Source organism: Microbacterium sp. SL75 (assembly GCF_026625865.1).
Lineage (GTDB): Bacteria > Actinomycetota > Actinomycetes > Actinomycetales > Microbacteriaceae > Microbacterium.
Genome location: NZ_CP113067.1, coordinates 3080403 through 3097597, shown reverse-complemented (window position 1 = coordinate 3097597; position 17195 = coordinate 3080403). Strand labels below are relative to the sequence as shown.

The window sequence follows — 17195 nt, the reverse complement described above, 5'->3', positions numbered from 1 at the left end:
CGACCGTCAGAGTGCTTCGAGGTTGCTCGCGAGCTCGAACGGCGTCACCTGGGCGCGGTACTGCTGCCACTCGCGACGCTTGTTGAGCAGCACGTACTTGAAGACCGTCTCGCCCAGCGTCTCGGCGACGAGCTCCGACTCCTCGAGGTACTCGAGGGCGTGGTCGAGGCTCGCGGGAAGCGGCGCGTAGCCGAGGGCACGGCGCTCGGTGTCGCTGAGCGACCACACGTTGTCCTCCGCCTCGGCGGGGAGCTCGTACTCCTGCTCGATGCCCTTGAGTCCGGCCGCGAGCATGAGCGCGTACGACAGGTAGGGGTTCGCGGCGGAGTCGAGGGCGCGGTACTCGACGCGGGTCGACTGGCCCTTGTTGGGCTTGTACAGCGGCACGCGCACGAGAGCGGAGCGGTTGTTGTGGCCCCAGCAGATGAAGCTCGGTGCCTCGTCGCCGCCCCACAGACGCTTGTACGAGTTGACGAACTGGTTCGTCACGGCCGAGATCTCGTTCGCGTGGCGGAGCAGGCCCGCGATGAAGTGGCGACCGACCTTCGAGAGCTGGTACTGCCCGCCCTCTTCGTAGAAGGCGTTCATGTCGCCCTCGAAGAGCGACAGGTGCGTGTGCATGCCGCTGCCGGGCTGGCCGCTGATGGGCTTGGGCATGAAGGTGGCGTACACGCCCTGCTCGATCGCGACCTCCTTCACCACCGTGCGGAAGGTCATGATGTTGTCGGCCGTGGTGAGCGCGTCGGCATACCGCAGGTCGATCTCGTTCTGACCGGGACCGCCCTCGTGGTGGCTGAACTCGACCGAGATGCCGAGGTCTTCGAGCATGCGCACCGAACGGCGGCGGAAGTCGTGCGCCGTGCCGCCGGGGACGTTGTCGAAGTATCCGGCCGAGTCGACGGGCTGCGGGCGTCCGTCCGCGCCGAGCTGCGACGACTTCAGCAGGTAGAACTCGATCTCGGGGTGCGTGTAGAACGTGAACCCGGCGTCGGCCGCCTTCGCGAGCGTCCGCTTGAGCACGTGGCGAGGGTCGGCGACGGCCGGCTGGCCGTCGGGCGTCGTGATGTCGCAGAACATGCGCGCCGTCGGGTCGATCTCTCCGCGCCACGGCAGGATCTGGAAGGTCGTGGGATCGGGGTGCGCCAGCAGGTCCGACTCGTAGGAGCGCGTGAGCCCCTCGATCGCCGAGCCGTCGAAGCCGAGCCCCTCGGTGAAGGCGCCCTCGACCTCAGCCGGGGCGATCGCCACCGACTTCAGCGTGCCGACCACATCGGTGAACCAGAGGCGGACGAACTTGACGCCCCGCTCCTCGATCGTGCGCAAGACGAAATCGCGCTGCTTGTCCATCGTCATCCCTCGTTTCGGTGGGCGTTCAGCGGGCGGAGCCGGAGCCCCAGTCGTCGCGGGCGTCTTCTTCGGCCCACTGCTTCGACCGCTCCTTCATGAGCTGCGGCGCATTGGCCGCTTCTTCGGCGGTGTCGAAGGGACCGGCACGATCCACCGCGGGCGACTCGTACCCCTGCTCGACCTTGCCGGTCTCAAGGTTGTACCAGTACTTCTTGTCTTCGTCGCTCACGATCGCTCCTCACGTGGATCTCGCGTCTCGGCGCGAACCGCCGGTGCTCCCCCGATCCTACTGATCCCGACCGTGCGGCTGGATAGGCTGAGGGGTATGGCAACGAATGCGTCTCGTGCGGTCGGAGTGGACATCGGCGGAACCGGCATCAAAGCCGGAATCGTGGATCTGGATGCCGGGGAGCTCGTCAGCGACCGCGTCAAGGTCGCAACCCCCGCGGGCGCGGAGCCTGCCGACGTGCTGGCGGCCGTGCACCAGGTGCTCGAGACCCTCGAAGCGCCCGCGGATCTGCCGCTGGGCGTGGCTTTCCCGGCCATCGTGAAGGGCGGCCGCACCCTGTCGGCCGCGAACGTGTCGAAGTCGTGGATCGGCTTCGAGGCCGAGAAGTTCTTCGAGCACGGGCTCTCGCGCGACATCCACTTCGCCAACGACGCCGACGTCGCCGGCATCGCCGAGGTCCGCTACGGCGCGGCGAAGGGTGTCGACGGTCTCGTCATTCTCACGACGCTCGGCACCGGTATCGGGTCGGCCATGATCTACGACGGCGTGCTCGTGCCCAACAGCGAGCTGGGTCACCTGCAGCGCGCCGGCCACAAGAAGGACGCCGAGCACTTCGCGGCCTACTCCGCGATGGAGCGCGAGGAGCTGTCGTGGGAGAAGTGGGCGAAGCGTCTGCAGTGGTACTACGACTACGTCGAGTTCCTCTTCAGCCCCGACCTCATCGTCGTCGGCGGCGGGGTCTCGAAGCACTCCGAGAACTTCCTGCCGCTGCTGAAGCTCCGCGCGCCGATCGTGCCCGCGAAGCACCGTAACAACGCGGGCATCATCGGTGCGGCCTCGCTCGCCGTGCCGGTGCCCGAGGCCCTGCCGGCGGTCAAGTAGCGCTCACGCGGCGTTCTCGATCCGTCGGACGCTGACCGCGTTCCGCCACACGACGGGCGCCCAGTGCCCGCCCTCGCACGGCACCTCGAGCATGACGACGCGGTCGTTGCCACCCGTCGCCCAGGCGGGCTCGCGGGTCGCGGCGCGGTTCGGCCAGGTCACCCATGCCCACACCGGGCGCTTCTGCGGATACCAGTCGATCGCTCGCGCCCCCCACGTCTCGGGCTGCAGCGTGCAGGGGGCGATGGATGCCAGCACCCGGGCGACCATCTCGTCGCTGACCCTCGTACCCATGCGCCGGACCCCTTTCCCGGCCGTGCTCGAGTGTAGAACATATGTGCGACACTCGACATCGGTTCGACGAGCCGACGGTCTTGCGCTCGAGCTCGGCCTCGACGGCCCTCCGGCGCGCGTGTCCCTCGCGCGGCGTCTGTTCGGGCCAGGTCTGCGGTGACGTCGGTGAGAACGGCGAGTCGGCGTGGAAAAGCGCGAATGGGCCGGCCTGTACGCCGGGTTCTGTCCGGGGGTCGAAACCCCGTGGACGGTCATCTCTCTCGGCGACACGTTGCCGTGCCGCTCCAGCGGCCTACCCGGGGACTCGGCGAGCCGCGTCGTCATCCCCTGTCTGGCCTTGCTCCGGACGAGGTTTACCTCGCGGGTCGTGTCACCACGACCCCGGTGGTCTCTTACACCACCCTTTCACCCTTACCCCGGCCCCGAGGGGCCGAGGCGGTCTGCTCTCTGTGGCACTGTCTCGCGGATCGCTCCGGGTGGGCGTTACCCACCGTCCTGCCCTGTGGAGCCCGGACGTTCCTCGGCACGGGCGAACCCGTGACGCGACCGTCCAGCCGACCCATTCGCATCGGCCAGTCTACGGCGGCCTGGCCTCACCGATTACCGAGTGGCGAGGAGGATGCCACCGAAGATGACCGCGGGCACGCCGAAGACGAGCGCGAGCAGGATCGCGACGTCCCAGCAGACGGAACGTCGTTGCAGACGCCGCCCTGCGGCGGCGACTTGCGTGCGCGGAGACGATGCCCGCGGGTCGGTGTACGGCGTGGCCTGCGTACGGACTTCGGCGCCCAGGAGGGCGGCGAAGCGCAGGAGCGCGGGCACCTCGGTCTCATCCCGACCCCGCCGGAATCGGGTGGATGCCACGAGGAGGAGATCATCGACGATCTCGGCATCCCAGTCACGTCCGTGGTCGAGGAGGCAGACGAGCACGTCGGGTGTGAGGACCTGCAGAGCGTCACGCGCGTAGCCGGGAGGGGCGTAGACCGCGAAGTGGCGGTCCATCTCGCCCTCGAGGGAGACCCGTTGCACGCTCGGTAGCTCGGATCGGAGGCGTCCGTTACGCACGGAGTCGATCATGATATGCGGCATCGGACGGGGCAGCCGCAGAGCGAGGAAGCGAAAAGCGGGCCGCGGCCCGCGCGCGGCATCCCGGCCGCCCTGGAACGTGGCGACGCCCAAGCGAAGCGGAGCATCTTCGAAGGGTGGCCGGTACAGCTCGAAGGTGCTGCCATACGAGGGATCGGCTCCGGGGGCCCGCTCGGCGAAGAAGACCCCGCCCATCTCGAGAGGTGCGCCGAACCGCGCGTACGACAGTCCCGCAGAGCGCGCGAAGCGGTGCAGGGCAATTTCACGCCGCACGTCGGCGGGATGGGCAACGAGTGCCGCCCCGAGCACCAGCCCGAGGACGCCCGCCCACAGCAGGACGACAGCAACCAGCCCCGCGACCGTATCAAGCCACGGGGCTCTGATGACCTCGAACTGCACGAGTGCCCATCCGCCGAGGAGCAGGAATCCGAGGGCGACGATCCCCGCGCCCGACGCAGCGAGGCGATAGGCGAATGGATCGGCGTCCCTCACCTCGGCGTTTGAGGCGCGTCGGGGGGTACGGCGGCAACTCGATCACCCTTCGAGCGTACCGAGCGCCCGTCAGCCCTTCTCGGCCGTTTCGCCGATGCGAAGGTCCAGGGGGAAGTCGATCGGGAACGTCCCGAACAAGAGGCGCCCGGCGGCGGTCGCCGCTTCGCGCACCGCCTCGGCGACGGCATCCGCGTGCTCGATCGGGGTGTGCACGACGATCTCGTCGTGCAGGAAGAATGCCAGGTGCGGTCGTCGCGAGAACACCGGGCCAGATGCCGTGGCCGGCACATCGTCATCTGTCGCCGGAAGCGCCGCCAGGCGCCCACGGAGATCGGCGAGCCACGCGAGCGCCCACTCGGCCGCGGTACCTTGCACGACGAAGTTGCGGGTGAAGCGTCCGCGGTCGCGCGCGGAGCGGCGCGCCCGGTTCTCGTCGATCCCGGATGCCGAAGACTCGCTCGCCATCGACTGCAGAGCGCGCCACGATTCCCCCGCCGGGGGCGAGGTGCGGCCGAGCCACGTATGCACGACGCCACCTTCTTCACCGGTGCGCGCGGCCTCGTCGACGAGCTGCATGGCCCGGGGGAAGGTGCGACGAAGGCGTGGCAGGAGTCGACCGCTCTCCCCGGTCGTGGCGCCGTACATGGCGCCCAGCATCGCGAGCTTCGCCTCGGCGCGGCTGGCGACCGCGCCGCGCTCGACGATCCCGGCGTACAGATCGCGACCGGCTGCCGCCTCGGCCAGGGCCGTGTCGCGCGCCATCGCGGCGAGGACGCGCGGTTCGAGCTGGGCGACGTCCGCGGTGACGAGTGTCCATCCCGGGTCGGCACGCACCGCGGTGCGGAGATTGCGCGGGATCTGCAACGCTCCCCCGCCCGACGATGCCCAGCGGCCCGTCACGACCCCCGCGGGGACGTAGACGGGTCGGAAGCGTCCGTCGCTGACCCACTCGTTGAGCCACGCCCAGCCGTTCGCGGTGTAGAGCCGCATGAGCTTCTTGTAGGCGACGAGCGGGGCGACGACCGGGTGGTCGTGCTCTGCCAGCTCCCACCGACTCGTGGATTGGACGAGGAGTCCCGCGCGGTGCAGCGACCGCAGCAGCCGCGGCTGTGAATCCAGCGAGGCGGCGGGATCGTTGAGGGCCGCGCGCACGGCCGCTGCCGTCTTCTCGACGGTTTCCGGAAGCCCGCCGCCTCGCCGCGGGCCGAGCTCGCTCTCAAGCAACTTCTCGTGCGCTGCGGTGCTCCACGGCACGCCCGCCGCGTGCAGTTCGACGGCGATGAGGGCCCCGGCCGACTCTGCGGCGCAGAGCAGGCGCAGCGCCCCGGGACTCGTCGACGATGCGATGGCCGCTCCCTGCCGCCGGTACTCGGCGAGGGCCGCGTCTGCACTCTCGGGAACCCCGGATGCCGACTCCCCGAGATCGAAGAGGGTGTCGCCGGCTGCGGGGGCCGAGGCGGTGGCATCCCAGGTCATGGCCGCGCGGAGGCCGTGGTCGTCGACGACCGCGGAGGCGTCGCGGAGGATGGCGTGGACCAGGCGCAGGTCCCAGGCCCGCGCCACCCGCACGCCGGCCGCCAGGAGTCGGGCGTACAGCGCGGCGGAATCCGCCCATACCCAGCGGATCTCACCCGCTGCTTCGCGCGTCGAGACGACGGAGGCCAGCTCGTTTGCGGCGATCTCGATCGTGCGCGTCGGTAAGCCTTCTGAATCCAGATCGATCAGGGCGATCCGCCCGGCGGAGGTGGTGCCGACGACGACCGTGTCAGACGGCACGGCCGTCTCGGGTCATCGTGACTCTTCGGTGCGAACGAGAATGGCGCCGCACTCGGGACAGAACACGACCTCGTCGGTCTGGGCGCGGCGCACCGTGGCGACATCGCTCGGCGGGAGCACCATGCGGCACGCCTCGCAGGCGCCGGCACGAAGGAGCCCGGCTCCGTTGCCACGGGCGGCGAGACGCTCGTACAGTCCCAGCAGGTCGGCGGGAACCGAGGCGGCCACCGCGTCGCGATCGCGGCGGGCGCCCTCGAGGCGTGTCGTCGCATCGGAGACGGTGGTTTTCGCCTCGGCGCTCAACCGCGTGCCCAGGGCATTTGTCTCGGAGATGAGGGCCTCTTGCTCCGAGACCGCGGCGTCGGCGGTCTCGAGGCGTTCCATGAGCGCGATCTCCAAGTCTTCGAGGTCACCCTTGCGCCGCTTGAGCGAGGCCAGCTCGCTCTCGAAGCCCTGCGCCTGCTTGGCGTTCGACGAGGCGGCGAGGCGCTCGGTGTCGCGCGCGATGCGGGCGTCGACGACGGCCACGTCGGACTCGAGACGCTTCAGCTCGGCGGTGATGTCATCGCGCGCGTTGGCGCGGGTCGACAGCTCTTGCGTGAGCGTCGCCCGCTGCGCGAGGAGCTCGCGCACGCGCTCGGCCTGCGGCGGGTTGGCCGAGACCTTCTCGTCACGACGGATACGGGCGTCGAGGTCGGCGAGGTCGAGCAGTTTGCGCTGGTCGGCGGGATCGGCATTCACGGGTTCCACGCTACCCCGGGGCTCCGACATCGGCGGTACGCGACCGCCGCGCCACCGGGCGAGGTCTGTGGTGCGCGGGGCCGAAGCTGCCTATGGTCCAGATCGCGCGGCCTCGGCGACGAGCCGCGACCGTGAGAGGACCAGATCACGCGACCTGGGCGAGGACGCACGACATGCCCCGTGCCCTCGCCCGGTTCACGTGACCTCGCGGCGGCGGTGGCGCGGGCCAGGAGCCGGGCGGACGCTAGACTCGAGGCATCCAGGGCCTTTAGCTCAGCTGGTAGAGCGCCACGTTTACACCGTGGATGTCGTCGGTTCGATCCCGGCAGGGCCCACCGTCAGTTCAGGATGTTCACGCTGCGCGAGATCACGAGCGCGAGCAGGATGAAGCCCGACACCGCCTGCACCATCATGAAGAGCTTCGCGCGCGTGCTCAGCGGCATGACGTCGGTGGGGCTGAACGCCATGGCGTTGGATGCCGAGAAGTACAGGTAGTCGACGTACCCGGGTGCCCAGTCCTCGGTGTCGGAGGATCGGCGGGCCACCTCGCTCACGGCATCCCGATCCGAGTCCTGGGGGAACTGGAAGTCCGCTGGCGGCAGTTCGTCACGGGCGTCCCGGCGGCGGGCGATCGGGCCGCCGCGATCCATCTCCCAGTAGACGACGGCGTAGCCGATGACGTTGATGGCCCACACCTGCGCAGCCCCGAGCAGGGTTCCGGCGCCGCTGCCCTCTCCGCGCAGCAACTGCTGGATAAGCAGGAAGAACGCCACCTGGTTCGCCAGCAGCAGCACGGCGGTGAAGGCGAGGGCGAAGCCCCGGCCCACGGTGGATTCGCGCGACAGGCGTGAGGGGTTCGTCACCACCATGGGGATCGTGCACAGCACGCCGGCGCCGACGACGACGTAGCGGAGCACGCCCGACGTCTCGTTCGGGAGCACCGCGTACAGGCCCGTGCCGACGGCCAGGGCGATCAGGACCGGCCAGCGATGCTCCGGTCTGGTGCGGAAGCATTCGCTCTTGTGCGTGCTCACGCGGTCAGGCTAGACCCGCGCCCCCGCACGCCTCGCCCGACGCGGTGGCTTCAGGCGGTCTTGATAGGCCGGAGCTCGTCTCGACGTCGAAGCGTCTGCGCGGCGCGGGCCGGTTCGTCGCGGCCGTGGCGCATCCGATGTCGCCGCGACTCGCTAGGCTGGACGCTGGTTGATTGTGCGGAGCAGACAAGGGTTGCCGCACTCGTATGGCGATTCTCTGGCATGACCTGCCAGACGACGAAAGGTCTTCCGTGACTGTTCACGACCAGGATCCGTATTCGCAGGGGCCGCAGGACAGCGACCCGGAAGAGACCGGGGAGTGGCAGGAATCCCTGCGACAGCTGGTCCAGGCGAAGGGTCCGGCTCGCGCTCGCGAGATCATGCTGAGCCTTCTGAAGGGCTCCAAAGAACTCCACCTCAATGTGCCGATGGTTCCGACCACCGACTACATCAACACGATCTCGCAGAAGAACGAGCCCGAGTTCCCCGGTGACGAGGAGCTCGAGCGGCGCTACCGCAAGTGGATCCGCTGGAACGCCGCGGTCACCGTGCACCGCGCGCAGCGTCCCGGTATCGGCGTCGGCGGCCACATCTCGACCTACGCGTCGTCGGCCGCGCTGTACGAGGTGGGCTTCAACCACTTCTTCCGCGGTCTCGACGACCCGTCGGGCGGCGACCAGATCTTCGTTCAGGGCCACGCCTCCCCCGGCGCCTACGCCCGCGCGTACCTCGAGGGTCGTCTGACCGAGGCGCAGCTCGACGGCTTCCGTCAGGAGAAGTCACAGGCGCCCAACGGCATCCCGTCGTACCCGCACCCGCGCCTCATGCCGGAGTTCTGGCAGTTCCCGACCGTGTCGATGGGCCTCGGCCCGATCAACGCGATCTACCAGGCGATGTCGAACAAGTACCTCTCCAACCGCGGCATCAAGGACGTCGGCGACTCGCACGTCTGGGCCTACCTCGGCGACGGCGAGATGGACGAGGTCGAGAGCCGCGGTCAGCTGCAGGTCGCGGCGAACGAGGGTCTCGACAACCTGACCTTCATCGTCAACTGCAACCTCCAGCGTCTCGACGGCCCCGTCCGCGGTAACGGCAAGATCATCCAGGAGCTCGAGAGCTTCTTCCGCGGTGCCGGCTGGAACGTCATCAAGGTCGTCTGGGGCCGCGAGTGGGACGACCTCCTCGCCCGCGACACCGAGGGCGCGCTGCTCAACCTCATGAACAGCACGCCCGACGGCGACTACCAGACCTACAAGGCCGAGAACGGCGCGTACGTCCGCGAGAACTTCTTCGGTCGCGACCCCCGCGCTCTCGAGCTCGTCAAGGACTACACCGACGAGCAGGTCTGGGGCCTCAAGCGCGGTGGCCACGACTACCGCAAGGTCTACGCGGCCTTCAAGGCGGCCAAGGAGCACAAGGGCCAGCCCACCGTCATCCTGGCGAAGACGATCAAGGGCTACGGCCTCGGTCCGCACTTCGAGGGCCGCAACGCGACCCACCAGATGAAGAAGCTGACGCTCGACGACCTCAAGGCGTTCCGCGACGCGATGGACATCCCCGTCACCGACGCGCAGCTCGACGAGAACCCGTACCAGCCGCCGTACTACAACCCCGGTGAGCAGGACGAGACGATCAAGTACATGCTCGAGCGTCGTCGTGCGCTCGGCGGTTTCCTTCCCGAGCGTCGCACCACCCACGTCGGTCTCGAACTGCCGGGGGATGCCGCGTACGCGCTGCCCAAGAAGGGCTCGGGCACGCGTACGCGCTGCCCAAGAAGGGCTCGGGCACGCAGGAGATCGCCACGACCATGGCGTTCGTGCGTCTGCTGAAGGATCTGCTGCGGGTCAAGGACTTTGGTCACCGCATCGTGCCGATCATCCCCGACGAGGCGCGCACGTTCGGTATGGACGCGTACTTCCCGACGGCGAAGATCTACAACCCCAAGGGCCAGCACTACACCTCCGTCGACCGCGAGCTGCTGCTGGCGTACAAGGAGAGCCCGCAGGGTCAGATCGTGCACGTCGGCATCAACGAGGCGGGCGCTCTCGCGGCGTTCACCGCGGCGGGCACGGCGTACTCGACCCACGGCGAGCCGCTCATCCCGGTGTACGTCTTCTACTCGATGTTCGGCTTCCAGCGCACGGGTGACGCCCAGTGGGCCGCGGGCGACCAGATGGCGCGCGGTTTCATCATCGGCGCCACCGCCGGTCGCACCACCCTGACCGGTGAGGGCCTGCAGCACGCCGACGGTCACTCGCAGCTGCTCGCGTCGACCAACCCGGCCACGGTGTCGTACGACCCGGCTTATGGCTATGAGATCTCGCACATCGTGCGCTCGGGTATCGAGCGGATGTACGGCGGGAACCACCCCGACCCCAACGTCATGTACTACATGACGGTCTACAACGAGCCCTACGTGCAGCCGGCCGAGCCCGAGGGCGTCGACGTCGATGGCATCGTCCGCGGCATCCACCACATCTCCTCGGGCGAGGGCGACGGCCCCCGTGCCCAGCTGCTCGCCTCGGGCGTCGGCGTGCCGTGGGCTTTCGAGGCCCAGCGTCTGCTGAAGGACGACTGGGGCGTGGTCGCCGACGTGTGGTCGGTCACCTCGTGGAGCGAACTGCGCCGCGACGGCCTGGCCGCCGACGAGCACAACTTCCTGCACCCCGAGGAAGAGCCTCGCGTGCCGTACCTCACGGACAAGCTGAAGGAAGCCCAGGGCCCGGTCATCGCGGTCAGCGACTGGATGCACGCGGTCCAGGACCAGATTCGTCAGTGGGTCCCGCAGAACTACTGGACCCTCGGGGCCGACGGCTTCGGCTTCTCCGACACCCGTGCCGCCGCCCGTCGCTTCTTCAAGATCGATGGTCCCTCGATGGTCGTCCGCACCCTGCAGGCGCTGGCCGAAGAGGGCAAGGTCGACCGCGCGGTCGTCGGACAGGCGATCGAGAAGTACCGTCTCCACGACGTCAACGCCGGCACCACCGGCAACGCGGGCGGCGAGGCCTGATCGCGTGACGAGCACCACCGACGGGTCCGGTTCCGCCTCCACGGGCGGGGCCGGACCCGACCGGTCTGCGGGCTCGGTGGCCGCCGCCGCGCAGGAGAAGGCCGACACCCTCACCTGGCTCCGGCGTATCTCGGGCGATCTGGCCACGGCGACGATCCAGCGCCTCGAAGAGACCCTGCCCTGGTACGCCGAGATGCCCCCCGCTCGGCGATCGGCCGTCGGGCTCGTCGCCCAGGCGGGCATCACCTCGTTCCTGCAGTGGTTCGAGGAGCCGGCATCCACTCCCGCCATCGCCGCGGACATCTTCGCCGCCGCTCCCCGTGAGCTGCTGCGCAGCGTCAGCCTGACGCAGACGCTTCAGCTCGTCCGCGTGACCGTCGAGGTCATGGAGGAACGCGTGGCCGGCCGCAGCGAGAAGGTGCGCGAGGCGATGCTGTCGTATTCGCGCGAGGTCGCCTTCGCCGCCGCCGACGTGTACGCGCGTGCCGCCGAGGCGCGGGGGCTCTGGGATGCGCGTCTCGAAGCCCTCGTCGTCGACTCGATCCTCACCGGCGAGGCCGACGACGAACTCCCCAGCCGCATCGCCGCCCTCGGGTGGCACGGCCACGGAGAAGTCGCCGTCCTGGTGGGCACGACTCCCCCGCAGCTCGATGTCGACCAGGTTCGGCGCACCGCGCGCAAGCTCGGCGTCGACGTGCTCATCGGTGTGCAGGGTTCCCGCCTGGTGCTCGTGGTCGGCCGGGCCGACCTGCCCGCCCGCGCCGGCGAAGAGAACGCCGAACTGCCGTTCCCCGAGATCGCGAGGCGCCTCGAGCCCGGCTTCGGCACCGGGCATCTCGTGCTCGGGCCCGCCGTGCCCGCGCTGGTCGACGCGGGGCAGAGCGCTCGTGCGGCCCTCGCCGGCTTCGCCGTGGCCCGTGCCTGGCGCCACGCCCCGCGCCCGGTCGAGGCCGACGACCTGTTGCCCGAGCGCGCCCTCGCCGGCGACGCCGTGGCCAAGCAGACCCTGGTCGACCGCGTGTATCAGCCCCTGCACGCGCACAGCGCCGATCTCGTCGCGACCCTGTGGAGCTACCTCGACAACGGCCGCTCGCTCGAGGCCACGGCCCGCGAGCTGTACGTGCATCCCAACACCGTGCGGTACCGCCTCAAGCGCGTGTCGGAGGTCATCGGGTGGGATGCCACCGGGCCGCGAGAGGCGCTCATCCTGCAGACCGCGCTCATCCTCGGATCGATCGGAACGGATGCCACGCGCCGCCGGAGTCCGGTGGGCCGACGGTCGCCTCTGGCGCGTTGATGCACGGCGCGCACAAAGACACGCCGTATTTCTGTGTCGATATCTCCAGAAGCGCGTGCCCGATCCTTGACAGGATGGAACGGTGATCATCGCCGTCTTCCCCGGACAGGGCTCTCAGACCCCCGGGTTCCTTTCGCCCTGGCTCGAACTCGACGGGGCGCGTGAGCGTCTCGCCGCCTATTCCGAGCAGGCGGGCGTCGATCTCATCGCCGCCGGTACCGAGTGGGATGCCGATCGCATCCGCGACACGAGCGTGGCGCAGCCGCTGATCGTGGCGGCGAGCCTGCTGTCGTGGGCCGCGCTGAACGACCGCGCCGGCGCGTCGGTGCACGGGGTCGCGGGGCACTCCGTCGGCGAGATCGCCGCACTGGCGGCATCCGGTGTGCTCTCCGACGACGACGCGCTGCGTCTGGTCGGACTCCGCGGCCGCGCGATGGCCGAGGCCGCCGCCGCCGTCGAGACCGGCATGAGCGCCGTCGTGGGCGGCGACGAGCAGACCGTGCTCGAGCGACTGGACGTGCTCGGCCTCACCCCGGCCAACTACAACGGCGGTGGCCAGATCGTGGCGGCCGGTGAACTCTCGGCGTTGGCAGAGCTCGCCTCCGAGGCGCCGCGCGGTGCGCGCGTCATCGCGCTGCAGGTCGCGGGAGCGTTCCACACCCGTTTCATGGAGCCCGCCGTCGAGACCCTCCGCGCCGCCGCCGCCGACGTCGCAGTCTCTGACCCGAGCACGACGCTCTGGACGAACTCCGACGGCTCCGTCGTCGCCGAGGGACGTCGCGCCCTCGACCTCGTCGTCGCTCAGGTCGCCTCCCCCGTGCGCTGGGACCGCTGCATGCTGTCGTTCGCCGAGCACGGCGTGACCGGCATCATCGAGATGTCCCCCGCCGGCGCCCTCACCGGGCTCGCCAAGCGCGCCCTCCGCGGCACCCCGACCGTCGCGGTCAAGACCCCCGACGACCTCGACGCGGCCGTCTCCCTGCTGAAAGAAGAACAGGCATGAGCACCCCCACCCTCCGCCAGCTGCAGGGCCCCGCGCACACGCGCATCTACTCGTACGGCGCCGCCCGCGGCGAGAACTTCGTGCCGAACGACGACCTCGTCGGCCCGATCGACTCGAGCGACGAGTGGATCCGCCAGCGCACCGGCATCGTCACGCGCGTTCGCGCGAACAAAGAGACGGATGCCATCGACCTGGCCACCACGGCCGCGCGCGAGGCCGTAGAGAAGTCGGGCGTGGCGCCCGAAGACATCGATGCGGTGATCGTGGCGACCATCAGCAACCCCAAGCAGACGCCGTCCGCCTCGGCCATCGTGGCCGACCGGATCGGTGCGAACCCCGCCGCCGCGTACGACCTCAACGCCGCCTGCGCGGGCTTCGCGTACGGCGTCGGTCAGGCCGACGCGCTCGTGCGGGCGGGCCTTGCGAAGCACGTCGTCGTCGTCGGTGCCGAAAAGCTCAGCGACGTCGTCGATCCCACCGACCGCAGCATCTCGTTCCTGCTCGGCGACGGCGCGGGCGCCGTGGTCGTGGGCCCGAGCGACACCCCCGGCATCGGCCCCACCATCTGGGGCTCGGATGGCTCGAAGGCGGATGCGGTGGGCATGAACGCCACCCTCACCGACTTCCGCGACGGGGTCGCCGCCTGGCCGACCCTGCGTCAGGAGGGCCCCACGGTCTTCCGCTGGGCCGTCTGGGAGATGGTCAAGGTCGCGCGCCAGGCCATCGAGGCCGCGGGCATCGAGCCCGCCGACCTCGCCGCCTTTGTGCCGCACCAGGCGAACATGCGCATCATCGACGAGTTCGCCAAGCAGCTCGGTCTTCCCGAGACCGTCGTGATCGGTCGCGACATCGAGACCACCGGCAACACGTCTGCGGCGTCCATTCCCCTCGCCACCCACCGCTTGCTCGAGGAACACCCCGAGCTCAGCGGCGGCCTCGCGCTGCAGATCGGCTTCGGAGCCGGACTGGTGTTCGGCGCGCAGGTCGTCGTGCTGCCCTGACGCAGCGCCGTCGAACTCTAGACTAATCGGGGCCCGACAGGCCCCGCCCCCAAGAAACAGGAGACATCATGGCATTCACCAACGACGAGGTTCTCGCCGGCCTTGCCGAGCTCATCACCGACGAGACGGGCATTTCGGCCGACGAGGTCGCGCTCGAGAAGTCCTTCACCGACGACCTCGACATCGACTCCATCTCGATGATGACGATCGTGGTCAACGCCGAGGAGAAGTTCGGCGTCACCATTCCCGACGACGAGGTCAAGAACCTCAAGACCGTCGGCGACGCCGTGACCTTCATCACGTCGAACCAGTCCTGACACCTCCCGGTGGGGGCTCCGGCCCCCACCGGTCACGACCTGTCGGCCGCACCAAGGATTTCTCGCTCATGAGCACACCCCGCATCGTCGTCACCGGCATCGGAGCCACTTCGCCCATCGGCGGCACGGCACCCGAGAGTTGGTCCGCCCTGCTCGCCGGAACCTCCGGCGCCCGTTCCCTCGAGCACGAGTGGGTCGAGCAGTACAACCTGCCCGTCACCTTCGCCGCCGAGGCCCTGGTGCGCCCCGAGACCGTGCTCGAGCGCCCCGTCGCCAAGCGCCTCGACCCTTCGTCGCAGCTCGCGATGGTGGCGGCGAAAGAGGCCTGGGAAGACGCCGGCTCCCCCGACATCGACCCCGACCGTCTCGGCGTCGACTTCGCCACCGGTATCGGCGGCGTCTGGACGCTGCTCGACGCCTGGGACACCCTGCGCGAGAAGGGCCCGCGGCGTGTCATGCCGATGACGGTGCCCATGCTCATGCCCAACGCGGCCGCCGGCAACCTCTCCCTGCACTTCAACGCCCGCGCGTTCGCGCGCACGGTCGCCTCGGCCTGCGCCTCGAGCACCGAGTCGATCGTGAACGCCGTGCAGCACATCCGCGACGGCCTGGCCGACGTGGTCATCGCCGGTGGCACCGAGTCGGCGATCCACCCCATCACGATCGCCTCGTTCGCGTCGATGCAGGCGCTCTCCAAGCGCAACGACTCCCCCGAGACGGCGTCCCGCCCGGCCAGCATCGACCGCGACGGCTTCGTCATGGGCGAGGGCGCCGGTGTCCTCATCCTCGAGACCGAGGAACACGCGAAGGCCCGCGGCGCGAAGATCTACGCCTCGATCGTGGGCGGCGGCGTCACGGCGGATTCGTATCACATCACCGCCAACGATCCCGAGGGTCACGGAGCCGCACGAGCCGTGCACATGGCGCTCGAGATGGCGGGAGCGTCGGTCGACGACGTCACCCACATCAACGCCCACGCCACCTCGACCCCGGTCGGCGACCCCAACGAGTACAAGGCGCTGCGCGCCGTGTTCGGCGCCCGTGTCGATCAGATCCCGGTGTCGGCCACCAAGGCCTCCACCGGCCACCTGCTCGGTGGAACCGGTGCCCTCGAGGCGATCTTCACGGTGCTGGCGCTTCAGAATCGCGTCGCCCCGCCGACGATCAACCTGACCGAGCAGGACCCCGAGGTCCCGTTCGCCCTGTCCGGCTCGGCCGTCGAGCTCGGAGCCGGCGACCAGCTCGCGATCAGCAACTCCTTCGGCTTCGGCGGTCACAACGCCGTCGTGGCCATCGCCTCGGTCTGAGCGCGGTCTTCCGCACGGCGAGAGCCCCCTGGCATCCCCCCGACTGCAATCGGGGATGCCAGGGGGCTCTCGTTTTGTCAGGCGAGGGATACGCGGTCCCGGTGCCGGGTGTGGTCACCGACCTCCGGTAGTGGCGCCTCCCCCGCCCGACGGTCTCAACCCACCTTGTGCAGCCAGACGATCTGCTGGTCGTCGCCGGCATGGCGGAAGGGCTCGAGCTCTTCGTCCCAGGCGGAGCCCAGGGCGACGTCGAGCTCGCGTTGCAATTCGAGAGCGTCGCCCGCGGCGACCTCCATCGCGTAGCGCACGCGGTCCTCGGCAATGACGACGTTGCCCGCGGAATCGGTCTGAGCGAAGTGGATGCCGAGTCCCGGCGTGTGCATCCAGCGGCCGCCGTCACTACGGGGCGTGGGGTCCTCGCTCACCTCGAAACGGAGGTGCTCCCAGCCGCGGATCGCACTCGCAAGGGCGGCACCGGAGCCGACAGGGCCTTCCCAGTAGAACTCCGCGCGACGACTGCCCGTGAGAACGGGCTGCTCGGTCCAGTCGAAGTTGACCGCGCGGCCGAGAGCGCGTCCCACCGCCCACTCGAGGTGGGGGCACAACGCGCGGGGCGCGGAGTGGATCAGGATCACTCCGCGCGAAGACGTGATCGCCATGGTTTCTCCTTCGTCAGGTACGTCTTCCCCTACGACCTGTGATGGAGTGCTGGCGATTGTTCGGTTGTCCGGCAATTATTGCCCGTGCATAACGAAATCACAACACTGTGATTTTGCCACGGGCCCCGCGCGTCGACCCGTGGTGCTCGACGGGTCGATTCAGCCGAACCAGAGAGCCCAATAGAGCGCGAAGTTGCGGTTGCCGTATGCGGAGCAGGAGTCTCCGACTCCCCAGCGCGCGGCCAGGGCCGCGGCGTTCGGCTGATAAGGCGTGTAGTTGTACAAGGCCGCGGTGGCAGCGTTCGCGATGGTGACCTCCGAACCCCCGCAGGAGGGGTCGGGCGAGTAGGCGAGGTAGTGCGTACCCGGTTGCCGCATGAAGTCGGACGCGCTGTAGGACTTCAGGTCGGTCGCGGCCTGGGCGACCTGTGCACCGAAGCCGGCGGCCCCGGCGTCGCAGGGGGCGGTGTCGGGGCATCGTGCGCCCATCGCCGCTCCGAGCTGTTCGGGTGAGGGAGCCCGGGCGGTGCGACCCGAGACGAGACTCTGCTCCTTCTGCAGGGTGACCAGGAGCACCTTCGCCGAGATACCGCACGCGCGCTGCAGGCGGTCGATGATCTGGGCGGCCGTGAGCTCTCCCCCGTCGTAGCCCTCGCAGACCGGTCGTCTCGGATGCGACGGGCCGCACGGTCTGCGAGGGCTACGACGGGGGAGAGCTCA

General features: G+C 69.5%; 15 protein-coding genes, 1 tRNA gene, 1 other RNA gene and 1 pseudogene. 8 read left to right on the top strand and 10 right to left on the bottom strand.

The genetic code is table 11. The features are described from left to right. Positions 1-6: 6 nt before the first annotated feature. Both glnA and OVA17_RS14735 read right to left on the bottom strand, forming a co-directional pair. The gene (gene glnA, locus OVA17_RS14740) at positions 7-1347 is read right to left on the bottom strand and encodes a type I glutamate--ammonia ligase (protein ID WP_210075378.1); all 1341 of its coding nucleotides are present in this window, start codon (positions 1345-1347) and stop codon (positions 7-9) included. A 25-nt stretch (positions 1348-1372) separates the two neighbouring features. Beyond that, positions 1373-1576, bottom strand: coding sequence for an SPOR domain-containing protein (locus OVA17_RS14735; protein ID WP_210075006.1), 204 nt, complete (start codon positions 1574-1576; stop codon positions 1373-1375). A gap of 96 nt (positions 1577-1672) precedes the next feature. Between OVA17_RS14735 and ppgK the strand changes: the two genes are divergently transcribed. After that, the gene (gene ppgK / locus OVA17_RS14730) at positions 1673-2458 is read left to right on the top strand and encodes a polyphosphate--glucose phosphotransferase (RefSeq protein ID WP_210075004.1); all 786 of its coding nucleotides are present in this window, start codon (positions 1673-1675) and stop codon (positions 2456-2458) included. Between the two features lie 3 nt (positions 2459-2461). On the opposite strand, the gene OVA17_RS14725 is transcribed toward ppgK, so the two are convergent. The 5 genes from OVA17_RS14725 to OVA17_RS14705 form a co-directional block, all read right to left on the bottom strand. Beyond that, the gene (locus OVA17_RS14725; protein WP_267787240.1) at positions 2462-2752 is read right to left on the bottom strand and encodes a hypothetical protein; all 291 of its coding nucleotides are present in this window, start codon (positions 2750-2752) and stop codon (positions 2462-2464) included. Between the two features lie 195 nt (positions 2753-2947). Then, positions 2948-3314, bottom strand: an RNA gene (rnpB, locus tag OVA17_RS14720) — RNase P RNA component class A. Between the two features lie 38 nt (positions 3315-3352). After that, on the bottom strand, positions 3353-4330 hold the full coding sequence (locus tag OVA17_RS14715; RefSeq protein ID WP_267787239.1) for a hypothetical protein: 978 nt from the start codon (positions 4328-4330) through the stop codon (positions 3353-3355). 69 nt (positions 4331-4399) lie between these two features. Further along, a complete protein-coding gene (locus OVA17_RS14710) occupies positions 4400-6106 on the bottom strand; it encodes a bifunctional 3'-5' exonuclease/DNA polymerase (protein ID WP_267787238.1) in 1707 nt (568 codons plus the stop codon). 12 nt (positions 6107-6118) lie between these two features. Then, entirely contained in the window at positions 6119-6847 is a 729-nt protein-coding gene (locus OVA17_RS14705) for a zinc ribbon domain-containing protein (RefSeq protein WP_267787237.1), read from the bottom strand. A 262-nt stretch (positions 6848-7109) separates the two neighbouring features. Here OVA17_RS14705 and OVA17_RS14700 point away from each other — a divergent pair. Further along, positions 7110-7182, top strand: a tRNA-Val gene (locus OVA17_RS14700). Positions 7183-7185: 3 nt separating this feature from the next. Here the strand turns inward: OVA17_RS14700 and OVA17_RS14695 are convergent. Next, positions 7186-7881: a hypothetical protein gene (locus tag OVA17_RS14695; RefSeq protein WP_267787236.1), complete on the bottom strand. Its 696-nt coding sequence runs from the start codon at positions 7879-7881 to the stop codon at positions 7186-7188. Positions 7882-8132: 251 nt separating this feature from the next. On the opposite strand from OVA17_RS14695, the pseudogene aceE reads away from it, so the two are divergent. From aceE to OVA17_RS14665, 6 genes and pseudogenes are all read left to right on the top strand, one after another. Further along, a pseudogene (gene aceE, locus OVA17_RS14690) lies at positions 8133-10891 on the top strand (pyruvate dehydrogenase (acetyl-transferring), homodimeric type). Positions 10892-10967: 76 nt separating this feature from the next. Continuing rightward, on the top strand, positions 10968-12188 hold the full coding sequence (locus OVA17_RS14685; protein WP_267789411.1) for a PucR family transcriptional regulator: 1221 nt from the start codon (positions 10968-10970) through the stop codon (positions 12186-12188). An 82-nt stretch (positions 12189-12270) separates the two neighbouring features. Next, on the top strand, positions 12271-13191 hold the full coding sequence (locus OVA17_RS14680; RefSeq protein WP_267787235.1) for an ACP S-malonyltransferase: 921 nt from the start codon (positions 12271-12273) through the stop codon (positions 13189-13191). Then, positions 13188-14192, top strand: a complete 1005-nt coding sequence (locus OVA17_RS14675) for a beta-ketoacyl-ACP synthase III (RefSeq protein WP_267787234.1) — start codon at positions 13188-13190, stop codon at positions 14190-14192. Before OVA17_RS14680 ends, OVA17_RS14675 begins: the two co-directional genes overlap by 4 nt. Positions 14193-14260: 68 nt before the next feature. Continuing rightward, on the top strand, positions 14261-14509 hold the full coding sequence (locus OVA17_RS14670) for an acyl carrier protein (protein ID WP_022880558.1): 249 nt from the start codon (positions 14261-14263) through the stop codon (positions 14507-14509). 68 nt (positions 14510-14577) lie between these two features. Then, on the top strand, positions 14578-15816 hold the full coding sequence (locus OVA17_RS14665) for a beta-ketoacyl-[acyl-carrier-protein] synthase family protein (protein ID WP_267787233.1): 1239 nt from the start codon (positions 14578-14580) through the stop codon (positions 15814-15816). A gap of 155 nt (positions 15817-15971) precedes the next feature. Here the strand turns inward: OVA17_RS14665 and OVA17_RS14660 are convergent, their stop codons facing one another. Both OVA17_RS14660 and OVA17_RS14655 read right to left on the bottom strand, forming a co-directional pair. After that, positions 15972-16475 (bottom strand): DUF3145 domain-containing protein, encoded by a 504-nt coding sequence (locus OVA17_RS14660; protein ID WP_210074985.1) that lies wholly within the window; start codon positions 16473-16475, stop codon positions 15972-15974. A gap of 159 nt (positions 16476-16634) precedes the next feature. Continuing rightward, positions 16635-17051: a hypothetical protein gene (locus tag OVA17_RS14655; protein ID WP_267787232.1), complete on the bottom strand. Its 417-nt coding sequence runs from the start codon at positions 17049-17051 to the stop codon at positions 16635-16637. Positions 17052-17195: the final 144 nt, after the last annotated feature.

What these genes read in the sequence shown, in the direction of transcription:
- glnA (WP_210075378.1), bottom strand. Translation starts at nt 1,347, where the DNA reads ATGGACAAGCAGCGCGATTTCGTCTTGCGCACGATCGAGGAGCGGGGC.
- ppgK (WP_210075004.1), top strand. Translation starts at nt 1,673, where the DNA reads ATGGCAACGAATGCGTCTCGTGCGGTCGGAGTGGACATCGGCGGAACC.
- OVA17_RS14725 (WP_267787240.1), bottom strand. Translation starts at nt 2,752, where the DNA reads ATGGGTACGAGGGTCAGCGACGAGATGGTCGCCCGGGTGCTGGCATCC.
- OVA17_RS14675 (WP_267787234.1), top strand. Translation starts at nt 13,188, where the DNA reads ATGAGCACCCCCACCCTCCGCCAGCTGCAGGGCCCCGCGCACACGCGC.
- OVA17_RS14670 (WP_022880558.1), top strand. Translation starts at nt 14,261, where the DNA reads ATGGCATTCACCAACGACGAGGTTCTCGCCGGCCTTGCCGAGCTCATC.
- OVA17_RS14665 (WP_267787233.1), top strand. Translation starts at nt 14,578, where the DNA reads ATGAGCACACCCCGCATCGTCGTCACCGGCATCGGAGCCACTTCGCCC.
- OVA17_RS14660 (WP_210074985.1), bottom strand. Translation starts at nt 16,475, where the DNA reads ATGGCGATCACGTCTTCGCGCGGAGTGATCCTGATCCACTCCGCGCCC.